We start from the raw sequence: 11,010 nt of genomic DNA, 5'->3' as shown, positions 1-11,010 counted from the left end.
GGACACCGGGAGGGCGTTCCCGGGTCCCGGCGTGCCGGAGTGCGTCCAGGGGGTCGAGGGGGCCGCCGTGGACCCGGACTCCGCGGGAGCGGTTTCCGTGGCGGGCCCGGCGGCGGCGACCGGCAGGGTGAGCGAGGGCATGGCGAGCTCGGGGCCCGCCGACGCAGCACGCTGCACGGCGAGCGCGCCCTTGACCAGCCCGCCGGGCGCGCCGTCGAGCACGGCGTGCGACAGCGTTCCGGCGAAGGACGGGTTCTGCCAGGTGGTGAGCGAGGAGCTGAACCCGGCGTCGGCGACGGGCGCCGAGGCTCCGGCGGACGCCACGCGCATCGGCGGCAGGCCGGACCAGCCCGCCGCGTCCTGGTCCGTGCGGCCGGCGGGCGCGGCAGGGCCGGGCGCGCCCGGAGCCGCGGCCGGCTGCTCGGCGGCTCCGGCGGCCCCGGCCGCCGCGGGCGGGCTGCCGCGGGCCGCGGACGGCCGGCCCCCGGGGCGGGGGGGCGGGGCGGCGGCGCCCCCGCGCGCCCCCCCCGCCCCCGCCCGGGGGGGGGGGGGCGGGGCGGGGGGGGGGGGGCCCCGCCGAGGCCGAGTCGCCGCGGGCCGCGTCCTGCCGTCCCCGGAGCCTGTCGATGAGTCCCATCAGCCCTCCGTCGTGGCGCGGTTGACGAGGGAGGCTATCTCCTGGGCGTACCGCCGCCTGTCACGGTGTTCGAGGTCCAGGATGTCCTCCAGGCTCCAGTGGAAGTGGTAGGCGATGTACGCGATCTCCTCGTGGAGACGGTCGGTCGCGTACGTCACGATTCCCCCAGGCGGCTCCCGCCGAGCTCCACCTCGAAGGCCTGCTCGCAGTGCGGGCAGGTCACCCCGGCGCGGGTGTGGCCCTCGGCGTTGACCTGCCGGTAGAAGTCCTGGAGGAAGGCGAGGTCGGAGGCGAACATGTTCTCCACCACGCCGTCGTGCACCAGGGGCAGCGTGCCCAGCCGGGTGATGACCCGGCCGAGCAGCACCACCGACAGATACGCGGGGTTCTCCTGGACCCGCATGTCGCGCAGCGGGATGAGTTCGTCCTTCGCGGTCGCCAGACGCATCGAGCCCGTGCGGTGCACGGTGCCCGACTCGTCGACGTATCCGCGCGGCAGCTCGAACTCGAACTCGGTGCGCAGCGACTGCCCGGCGGACACCTGTTCCGTCGCCGCCGGCTGCGGCACGGGGTCGGACGCCTCGTCCTGCGACGCGGGCGGCGGGGCGGACTCGGCGGGCGGACGGACAGCCGTACGGCGCATTACTCGATAACCAGTTCTTCGAAGGTGATGGTCACGGTCTCCAGGAGCCCGGCGGCCTCGCCGGCCTTGACCGAGCTCGTGTCGATCTTGCTGCACCAGGCGTTGCGCATGTTGTAGCGCTTGACCGGGGCGTTCGTGTAGTCCATCACGAGGATCGTGGCGTTCTTGCGAGCCGTCGACATCAGGCCGTTGATCGACTCGGTGATCCACTGGTTGAACGCGGCGGACTGGGTCATACCGCGCACGACGGTGCAGGTGCCGGCCTTCTTGACACCGGGCAGCTTCTTCGTGACCGGCTTGCCCTGGGCGGAGACCTGCTGGAACTCGATGACGTCCTGTTCGAGGCTCAGGCCGCTGACCTCCTGGAGGTACTCGACCAGGACGCCGTCGATCTGGAGACCGAAATTGTGTGAGGTGAGCGCATCACCGGGCTGAAGACTCATGAGCCGCTATCTGTCCTTCTACTTCTGACGTACCTGGGAAATGTACGGAACGGGCGGGCGAGGGCACGGGATCGGGCCCGGCTACTCCTCCAGGTCACCGCTGCCGCTGGAGAACTGGGCCAGCCGGAAGATCACGAACTCGGCGGGCTTGACGGGCGCGATGCCGATCTCGCAGACGACACGGCCGAGGTCCACCGACTCCTCCGGGTTCGTCTCCGCGTCGCACTTGACGTAGAAGGCGTCCTCGGGGCGGGAGCCGAACAGGGCTCCGTTGCGCCACTCGTTGACCAGGAACGCCGAGACGTTGCGCCGGATACGGGCCCACAGCGCCTGGTCGTTGGGCTCGAACACCACCCACTGGGTGCCGATCAGGATCGACTCCTCCAGGTAGTTGAAGTACCGGCGGATGTTGATGTAGCGCCAGGCCGGGTCGGAGGAGAGGGTGCGGGCGCCCCAGATGCGGATGCCGCGGCCGGGGAAGGCGCGGATGCAGTTGACGCCGACGGGGTTGAGCAGGTCCTGCTCGCCGCGGGTGATCTGGTTCTCCAGGTCGACGGCGCCGCGCACGACCTCGTTGGCCGGCGCCTTGTGCACGCCGCGCTCGAAGTCGTTGCGGGCCCAGATGCCGGAGACGTGGCCGCTCGGCGGGACCATGCGCGCCTGCCCGGTGGCCGGGTCGAAGACCTTGATCCACGGGTAGTAGACGGCCGCGTACTTGGAGTCGTAGCCCGCGGTCTCCTGGCGCCATGTCCTGACCTCGTTGGCGTTCAGGCCGGGCGGCGGGTCGATGACCGCGACGCGGTCGCCCATCAGCTCGCAGTGCGCGATCATGCCGAGCTGGACGGCCTTGACCGACTCCAGGTCGATGGCACCGCGCTGGTAGGCGGCCATCAGGTCGGGGACGGCGACCATCGAGATCTCGTCCACGGCCTCAAGGCCACCGAAGCCGGTGCGGTCCGCGGAGTCGCCGAGGTACTCGGCGGGGCCCACCTGGCTGCTGTCGCCGGACTCGACGGGCAGCGCGGCGGACGGGGCGGCGGCGACGGGGCGGCCCAGCGTCACGCTCTGGTTCTCCGGCCTGGCCAGCTGCCCCGCGGGGGCCGCCTCCTGGATGGAGATGCGTGTGGAGCGCTCCTTGACCTGCGTGACGACGTAGTTGCGGTTGCCCTTCTTGGCCGTCACGTCGAAGGTCTCGACGGTCTCTTCGCCGTCCTTGACGACGAGCCGGAAGCGCTCCGCGGGGCCCTCGCCCTCCGGGTCGGACACCTCCACCTTGAGCGCGCCGCCGGAACCGGGGGCGGTGCCCGCGGCCAGCGCGCGGACCGTGAACGTGCCGAGTTCGGCGGGGGCGCCGGGGTTCAGCGCGGCCGGAGCGGCCTTGCCCGCCACCGCGGCGGGCGCGCCCGCCTTGCCGGTCTCGCCCTCGGCCGCGCCGCCGACACGCACGACGTACGCGGCGGAGCCGCCGTTGTTGAAGAACCCGTAGACGGAGTGCGCCAGGTAGTACCCGTCGGTGAACTCTCCGAAGGCGGCGACGTACTGGGACCAGTTGGTCACCAGCGTCGGCTTGTTGAGCGGGCCGGTGGGCGCGAGTCCGACGAAGGCCGCGACGGAGGTGCCCACACCCTCGATCGGGCGGGAGCCGCTGGCGACCTCCTCGACGTAGACGCCCGGCGACAGGTACGACGGCATGCTCTGCTCTCCTATGGGGTACGGATACGGCGGGTGGGGTACGCGGTACTGCTGTACGACACCGCAGAGATAGGTACGCCCGCAACGATTCCCGAGGGGCGGCGCGGGAGGAAGGTACTTCGGTGCCCCGCCGGGGGCATGTCTGCTGCCCTAAGGGGCACATGCGGGCCGCTGTCCGTACGCAAAGGCGTCTGTGCTGGGCATTCCGGCCGGTACGCGGGTGCGTTGGGCGGCGGGACCGGACGGCCACGGGCTCCGGTCAGGCAGCCCCTCTGCCCCGTCGGCCCCGGAGAATTGCCCTCGCGGCCCTTGCCCTCACGGGGGCCGGACCGTTAGTCCCGTGGAGATGGACGCCCTCCACCCCCGATCCCGTGGTTCCGACGATTCGGGCGGAGGCGGGACGTGGGCCTGGAAGCGTGCCCGTCAGCGGGGGCGGCGGAAGCGTCGGGGGCGCCCGTCGCGGCGGCCGGGTTTGGGTGTCCGCTTCGGGGGACAAGGATGAGCCAGAAGCCCTTCCCCCGGCCCTCGTTCGCGGGAAAACCGAGCGCCGGCCACGGCCGCCCGGAAGGGCATCGCGGGCTGCTCCCGCGGACACCCTTCCGTGCCCCGCGTCCTGGGACAGCGCGGCGGGGCCCGCCGTAGTCTTCGGCGCATGAGCCTGTGGACCTCTCTGGAACCCGCCTCGACGACCGTGGACCCGGGCGGTTCCACCTCGGTACGGCTGCGGCTCCGCAACACCGGTGACGTCGTCGACGAATACCGGTTCGTACCGGTCGGGCACCTCTCCCCCTGGACGACGGTCGAGCCCCAGAGCATCCGGCTGTACCCGGGCACCACCGGGACCGTGCAACTGACGTTCGCGCCGCCCCGCACACCCGACGCGACGGCCGGCCCGAACCCGTACGGCGTGCAGATCATCCCCACCGAACACCCCGAGGCCACAACGGTCCCCGAAGGCAACGTCACCATCACGCCCTTCTCGGAAGTACGCGCCGAACTCGTTCCGCAGACCGTCAAAGGCCGCTTCCGAGGCCGGCCGCGCCTCGCCGTCGACAACCTCGGCAACGTCAAACTCACGGCCTCCATCGTCGGCAACGACAACAGCGACCAGATCTCCTACGACATCCACCCCGCCAACGTCCAGGTGGAACCCGGCCGCGCCGCCTTCCTCAAGACCACGCTCAAGCCCCGCCAGATCATCTGGGCAGGTTCGAAACAGTCCCGCCCCTACACCCTCAACGTGCAGCGCTCCGGCGCCGAACCGCTGCCGGTGCGCGGGACCTACGTCCAGCCGGGAATACTCCCCCGCTGGATCAGCGTGCTGATCACCCTGCTCCTCGCACTCATCATCGCCTTCGTGATGCTCTGGATCGCCTACAAACCGAACATCTCCACACAGGCCTCAGAACAGGCCGCACCCGCGGGCGCGCTCGTCCCCACCCCGTCGCCGACAGAGACCGCGCCCGCACCGCCGCCTCCCTCGCCGACCACAGAGGCACCCGCCGCCCCCTCGGTGTCGGCGGACGCCGGTGGCGGTGGCGGGTCCAAGAAGAAGAAGCCGAACCCCTATGCCCGGGTCCTGCTGCGGAACGGCACGACCCACAAGTGCGCCACCCCGCAGACCAAGGGCGGCAAGACCATGGGCAAGGAAGTCCAGTACACCTGCAAGACACCGGCCCAGGACAACCAGCTCTGGAACATCGACACCGTGTTCAAGGGCAAGGGCCCCAACGGCCGCGACCTCGTCCAGATCCGCAACGTGGACGACGCCTACTGCATGGACCTCCCCAACAACGGCCCGGCGACTTCGGGTACGGACGTCGACGAGTGGACGTGCACGGGGAGCCAGACCGACAACCAGATGTGGTGGCTGGAGAAGCGGCCGAGCACCGGCCTCTACTGGATTCACAACCTGGCCAGCGACAACATGTGCCTGGACGTCGACGGCTACGCCTCGGCCAACGACGACGGCCAAGAGGGCAAGAAGCTGGGCCTGTTCAAGTGCAGTGACGACGACGACCAGGGCTGGTCCATCGACAAGCCCGACAACAACCAGAACAACCAGAACTGACGGCGCGGCTCCACGGAGCTGACGGGCCCGACAACGGCGGCGGCCGGTGAGAGCAGAGGGAGCTCTCACCGGCCCCCCCCGTCAAGGTCCACCGGCGTCAGATCCGCCGGTCGCCGTTCACAGGTTCGCCGTTCACAGGTTGCCGTTCACCGGGTCGCCGTACGCTGCTCCCCGGTCGCCGGTCGCCCTTCACCAGCCCATTTCGCCGGGAACGAGGCGGCCCGCCTTGCGGTACTCGCGGCGGGCGCCGGCCAGCAGGTCGTCGGTGGTGACCGCGGTGCGGCGGCCGGCCGCGGCGTAGGCGGCGGTCACCACCGCGCTGCGGATGGAGCCGCCGGCCAGCTCGAAGTCACGGGCGCACGCGCCGGGATCGATGTCGTCGGCGCACGGTACGTGGACGAGACTGTGCTGCCACAGCGCGAGCCGCTGCCCCGCGTCGGGGAACGGGAAGTCCACCACCAGGTCGAGGCGGCGGGTGAAGGCGTCGTCGATGTTCGCCCGCAGGTTGGTGGTGAGCAGGGCGATGCCGCTGAACGCCTCCAGCCGCTGGAGGAGGTAGGCGCTCTCCATGTTGGCGTAGCGGTCGTGGGAGTCCTTGACCTCGGAACGCTTTCCGAAGACCGCGTCGGCCTCGTCGAACAGCAGGACGGCGTCGGTGCGGTCGGCCTCGGTGAAGATGCGCTCCAGGTTCTTCTCGGTCTCACCGACGTACTTGTCGACGACCGACGAGAGCTGGACGACGTACAGGTCGAGGCCGAGGTCGGCGGCGACCACTTCGGCGGCGAGGGTCTTGCCGGTGCCGGACTCCCCCGCGAACAGGCCCAGGACGCCGTGGCCCCGCCCGCCGCCGGCGCTGAGCCGCCAGTCGCCGAGGACACGGTCGCGGTTGCGGGCGCGCATGGCCAGCTCCCGCAGGTGCCCGAGGGGGCCCTCGGGCAGGATCAGGTCGGTCCAGTCGACGGCGGGCCTGATCCTGCGGGCGTGCTGTTCCAGGCCCGAAGTGGACTGCTGTCGTGCGGCGATACGCAGCTGGGCCGCGGTCAGGGCGGTCCCGTCGAACGCGGCGAGTTCCCGCGCCGTACGGGCCGCCCGGATGATCTTCTCGCCGCTGAGACGGTACGGAGCGACGGTCGCGGCCAGGTCGAACCCCGGGTCCCGCACACCGTCGAGGCCGAGAGCCGACGCCCAGGTGTCCACCCGGCCCGAGGGCAGCGGGGGCACGTCGAGCACCAGCGGGTCGTGGTCGCACCACTGCGGGTCGTACGGGCGGGAGCCGGTCAGCAGCACCGTCACGCCGGGCGCGGACAACTCGCGGATCAGCGGGCCGGGCCGCTCCGGCAGCGAGGACACGACGACGGCGCAGTCCAGCAGCCGCGCCTCGCGCAGCAGTTCCGCCACCGGGCCGGGCCAGTAGCCGCCCTGGGCACCCGCGTCCTGTCCCTGGCCGGCGCCCTGCGCTCCCTGGCGGTCGCCGCCGGGGGCGGGCGTGAAGTGCAGCGCCGTGCGGCGCGCGGCGGACAACGCCTCGCCCGCGTACAGGAGTCCGTCTCCCTCGCGCTGTTCGCGCAGGTAGGCGGTGAGCGGGGCGGCACGGAGCCGTTCGGCGAGCCGGTCCGCCTCCGGGACGCCGCCCGCGGGGTCGGAGGAGAGGGTGAGGGCCGGCAGCGCGTGGACGTACCCGTCGAGCGCGGGGTCCGGCGTGTCATCGCCCAGCAGATGGGCGGCCACCCGGTCCGGGACCCGCAACGAGCGGCTGAGGAAGGGGCGTTCGGGCTCCTCCACGAGCAGCAGGCCGAACGCGCCGAGCGCGGCGGCCGGGTGGAAGGCACCGCGGGCCCAGGCGTCGTCGGCGGGCAGGCCGCACAGGTCGAGCGCGAGCCCGATCGTGGCGCGCCGGCGCGAGACGTCGTCGTTCAAATACCCGTAGAGGCTCTCGAAGCCGCGGTCGAGGTCGGGGGCGAGCGCGATGAGCAGGACGGAGGCGTCCAGCTCGGTCAGCCCGAGACGGGCGGCGAGCCGGTGCAGGCGGTCGGGCTCCCCGTCGGGCGGGATGTCGGGTCCGCCGCCCGGGCCGGCGTCCGCCGGGTCCCCGGTGGGGCGCGAGCCGGTCCGCAGCAGGTGGTGGCGGACGGCCTCGTCCGAGAGGTACAGGCCGCGCAGCGGGTCGGCCGCGGTGGGATCACCGGCGCTGCGCTCCTCCACGAGGTCGGCGACCCGGGTGCGCAGCCGGTCGAGACGGGCGAGCAGCGCGTGGTGCGACACGTCGCCGAGCGGTGCGTCGTCGGTGCCGCCACCGAGATCCGTGTCCGTGGCTGCTCTGCTGTCCGTGGCGGTGGCTGTCACCGTGTCCGAGGCTGCTCCGCTGTCCGTGGCGGTGGCTGTGGCGCTTTCGGTGGCTGTGCCGGCGTGGGTGTCGAAGGAGCCGGTGCCGGAGTCGACGGTCATCGGGCACCCGCGCCGGGACCGATCTGACGCACGGCGTTCGTGTCCTTTTCGCGCTCGGCGCGCTCGAAGTGGCGTGTCTGGTGCATCCGTTCGCCGTCCTCGGGGCCGTCGATCGCCCGCGCGCGCACCACCGCGCCCTCGGTGACAGGGGGGCCCGCGTCGTAGTCCGGGTAGCCGGGGAACGGCACGGTGACCACGAGGTCGAGCGACGGCTTGAGGCTGCCGCCCAGCGCGGACCAGATCTCCGCGAGGGAGCGTGACTCGGTGTGGATTCCCGCGACGGTCAGCGGCACGCTGAGGCCGAGCGCCGCGAGGGCCTCGGGAAGCGCCCCGGGCGGCACCAGTTCCTGCGGCAGCAGGGTGGCCAGCGCGGCGGAGAGCATCCGGTGCTCGTCCTCCGGGCGCTTCGTCCAGGCCGTGAGGAGGTAGGACAGCCGGAACCAGCGCGGCGGTTGCCGCCGACGGACGATGATCCCCCGGTCGTCGCGTACGTTCGTAGTGCCGCGTTCCCGGCGTTTGACGTCCTCCCGGACGTCATACAGATAAACGTTGAAAACGGGCGCGTTGCGGCGGGCCGCCCAGTCGCGGGTCGGCGCGTCGAAAGCGATCTCGACATCGGAACCCGCCAGCGCACCGCCCTTGAGCAGGCCGCGCAGAAGTCCGTCCACTTCGTGAATCACGAGATGTACCCCTCGCGCAGGGCATAGGCCACCGCGTGCGCACGGTTGCGCAGCGCCAGGCGGGTCGTTACGCCTTGCATTATGTTCTTTACGGTCCGTTCCGAATACGAGAGTTTTCCGGCGATTTCGCCGGTCCCCATTCCTTCCGCGACCAGCCGGAGAACGTCGATCTCACGGGGTGTGAGGCCCGAGGGCCTGACGCCGGAGGTGCCGACCGCGGTGGAGCGCAGGGTACCGACCTGGCTGATCAGCCGGCCGATCAGGTCGGACGGCAGGTCCCCCTCGCCGCGGTGGGCCGCGATCACCGCACGCAGCAGCCGCTGGCCTGTGGCCTCGTGGCGCCAGACGATGGCGCCGACGCCGCACTCGATGACGTCGAGCAGCTCCGCCTCGCGGATGAGGCTCACGACCAGGACGGCATGCAGCCCGTTGCTGCGGACGAGACGGCGCAGCAGCGCGAGGACGGTCGGGTCGAGGGACTCGGCCAGCAGCACGGCGACGCCCTGCTCCCGGGCGTCGGCCTCGTCCACCAGGTCCACCACCGGATGCTGCCGGAGCTGGCTGATCGTGCCCTCGCGCGAGATCGGGTCGGGAGCGTGGACCAGCACCGGAATCCGTTTGTCGGGTTCCGTGGCGGTCGATCGCAATGAGCCGTGCAATTTCCCTCCCTGTCGAGCCAGATCGTACGTCAGCCCGAAACGGCGATCGCACGGCAGACTACTTTCCGGCCGTTCCGGTATCGCCCCACAATTGCCACACGCTTGTCACAACCCTGTTCAAACAAAAGCTCGTTGGACGGCCCGAAAGTTACCGACCGGAAACTCACCACCGGTGCCCCGGACAGCCCCTCACACCCTCCGCCACCCGACCCCGGGGGTCAAATGGGCAGACCGACAAGGGGGTTCGCGTGTCCGGGGGCGGCTCCGGGCGGTGCCCGGGAGACCGGGGCGGGCGCCGGCGCGCCCGGCCCCGGGCCATGGGTCCACCGGATGCGGGCGACGCGATTCAGCCAGAGCGACGGAATCCGTTCATTCTCGTCGCCCCGCCGCCGCGGGCGGAGGGAGTACGGGCCCCTGTCGCACTCGGCGGCCATCGCGCCGGGAACGGCGGCCGGTTCACACAATGCGCGGTCGGTTTCGGCGAGGCCGCGTCCGGGGCGAGCCGGCGCCGGCGAGGCCGCATCCGGGGCACGAGCCGGCGCTGATGGGACGCGATCCGCCGCCGTGCGACCGCGCGATCCGCCGCCGGTGCGCCCGCGCCCGGGGCCCGACCCGCCGCCCGGCGCGCGGCGGCGCGGGCGTCAGCCGAGCGGGAGGTCCACCGACCGTGTCGGGACGGCGTCCAGCGCGGCGAGTGTCGCGTCGTCCAACTCGACGGCGCCGGCGGCGACGTTCGCACTCAGGTGCCCGGTGTCCGCCGTACCGGGGATGAGGAGGATGTTCGGTGCGTGCTTGAGCAGCCAGGAGAGGCCGATCTGCGCGGGGCTGGCGTCCAGGGCCTCGGCCGCCGCCCGCACGGCCGGCTCGTCGGCCACCTTCGGCAGGCCGGGGAAGGCACCGCCGAGCGGGAAGTACGGCACCCACGCGATGCCTTCGGCGACACAGAGGTCCAGCATGTCCTCGTCGCCGCGCGCCACCATGCTGTAGGCGTTCTGCACGCAGGCGATGCCCGCAGGGATGCCCCGGCGCAGGATGTCCACGCTCACGCTGCTCAGCCCGATCGCGCCGATCTTGCCCTCGTCGCGCAGCGCCACCATGACGTCGAGCTGGTCGTCGAGGTCGACCACCTGGTCGCCCTCTGCGCGCAGCCCGGGTCCGGTGTCGGTTCGGCGCAGGTTCACCAGCGGAATCCGGTCGAGACCGAGGCTCCTGAGGTTGTCCTCGACAGCGGCCCGCAGTTCCTCGGGGCGCTGGGCGAGTCGGAGCGGTACGGGGCCTTCCGGATTCGGGGCGGCACCGACCTTGGTGGCGACGAGGACGTTGTCCTCGGGCCCGACCGCCTCACGGATCAGACCGTTGACGAGGCCGTCGCCGTAGAACTGGGCGGTGTCGATGTGGTCGCAGCCGAGCTCGACCGCGCGCCGCAGCACGGCGCCCCCCGCCGCGCGGTCCTCGCGGAGACGTTCCAGCTGCATCGCCCCGTAGCCGATACGGGAGACGGTGCGGCCCGCGAGCGGGGCAGCGCCGCCCGGGCGGGGGGCACCGGCGGCGGGCCCGGAAGCGCGGGTGTCAGTGGGGGTCATGGGAATTCCGTCCTCGTGCGATGTCGAATGAGGCGGAGACGCCGGGAAACGGAGGCGTGTCCGCCGCACGCGGCACTAGCCCTAACCGCGGGGCGGCCGGTTCAGTGGCGGCCGGGGGTGGCGCCCCCCCGGCCGTCCCCGGGTGGCGCCCGGGCGG

At 72.2% G+C, this 11,010-nt stretch carries 9 protein-coding genes and 1 pseudogene; 1 reads left to right on the top strand and 9 read right to left on the bottom strand.

Going from position 1 to position 11,010, the window contains the following annotated elements; all coding sequences use genetic code 11:
* The 5 genes and pseudogenes from LCE31_RS28975 to LCE31_RS28955 all read right to left on the bottom strand — a co-directional run.
* Positions 1–330: pseudogene (locus LCE31_RS28975) on the bottom strand (hypothetical protein); the annotation flags it as partial.
* A 306-nt stretch (positions 331–636) separates the two neighbouring features.
* Positions 637–795 carry a DUF6760 family protein gene (locus LCE31_RS28970; RefSeq protein WP_225019423.1) on the bottom strand — a complete coding sequence of 53 codons (159 nt, stop codon included), beginning with the start codon at positions 793–795 and terminating at the stop codon, positions 637–639.
* Positions 792–1,280 carry a hypothetical protein gene (locus LCE31_RS28965; RefSeq protein WP_225019421.1) on the bottom strand — a complete coding sequence of 163 codons (489 nt, stop codon included), beginning with the start codon at positions 1,278–1,280 and terminating at the stop codon, positions 792–794. The genes LCE31_RS28970 and LCE31_RS28965 overlap by 4 nt, the downstream gene beginning before the upstream one ends.
* Entirely contained in the window at positions 1,280–1,723 is a 444-nt protein-coding gene (locus LCE31_RS28960; protein ID WP_225019418.1) for a phage tail protein, read from the bottom strand. Before LCE31_RS28960 ends, LCE31_RS28965 begins: the two co-directional genes overlap by 1 nt.
* An 81-nt stretch (positions 1,724–1,804) precedes the next feature.
* Positions 1,805–3,415 (bottom strand): phage tail sheath family protein, encoded by a 1,611-nt coding sequence (locus tag LCE31_RS28955; RefSeq protein WP_225019416.1) that lies wholly within the window; start codon positions 3,413–3,415, stop codon positions 1,805–1,807.
* 652 nt (positions 3,416–4,067) lie between these two features.
* On the opposite strand from LCE31_RS28955, the gene LCE31_RS28950 reads away from it, so the two are divergent.
* A complete protein-coding gene (locus LCE31_RS28950; RefSeq protein WP_225019414.1) occupies positions 4,068–5,486 on the top strand; it encodes an RICIN domain-containing protein in 1,419 nt (472 codons plus the stop codon).
* 189 nt (positions 5,487–5,675) lie between these two features.
* Here the strand turns inward: LCE31_RS28950 and LCE31_RS28945 are convergent, their stop codons facing one another.
* The 4 genes from LCE31_RS28945 to LCE31_RS28930 all read right to left on the bottom strand — a co-directional run bounded on the left by LCE31_RS28945 (position 5,676) and on the right by LCE31_RS28930 (position 10,853).
* The gene (locus LCE31_RS28945; protein WP_225019411.1) at positions 5,676–7,931 is read right to left on the bottom strand and encodes an ATP-binding protein; all 2,256 of its coding nucleotides are present in this window, start codon (positions 7,929–7,931) and stop codon (positions 5,676–5,678) included.
* The gene (locus LCE31_RS28940; protein WP_225019410.1) at positions 7,928–8,611 is read right to left on the bottom strand and encodes a DUF4255 domain-containing protein; all 684 of its coding nucleotides are present in this window, start codon (positions 8,609–8,611) and stop codon (positions 7,928–7,930) included. The genes LCE31_RS28945 and LCE31_RS28940 overlap by 4 nt, the downstream gene beginning before the upstream one ends.
* On the bottom strand, positions 8,608–9,258 hold the full coding sequence (locus tag LCE31_RS28935) for a response regulator transcription factor (protein WP_225019408.1): 651 nt from the start codon (positions 9,256–9,258) through the stop codon (positions 8,608–8,610). Before LCE31_RS28935 ends, LCE31_RS28940 begins: the two co-directional genes overlap by 4 nt.
* 653 nt (positions 9,259–9,911) lie before the next feature.
* On the bottom strand, positions 9,912–10,853 hold the full coding sequence (locus LCE31_RS28930; RefSeq protein ID WP_225019406.1) for an aldo/keto reductase: 942 nt from the start codon (positions 10,851–10,853) through the stop codon (positions 9,912–9,914).
* Positions 10,854–11,010 lie beyond the last annotated feature (157 nt).

Source organism: Streptomyces sp. 8L, from assembly GCF_020176795.1.
GTDB lineage: Bacteria > Actinomycetota > Actinomycetes > Streptomycetales > Streptomycetaceae > Streptomyces.
This window is presented reverse-complemented; position numbering and strand designations above follow the sequence as displayed.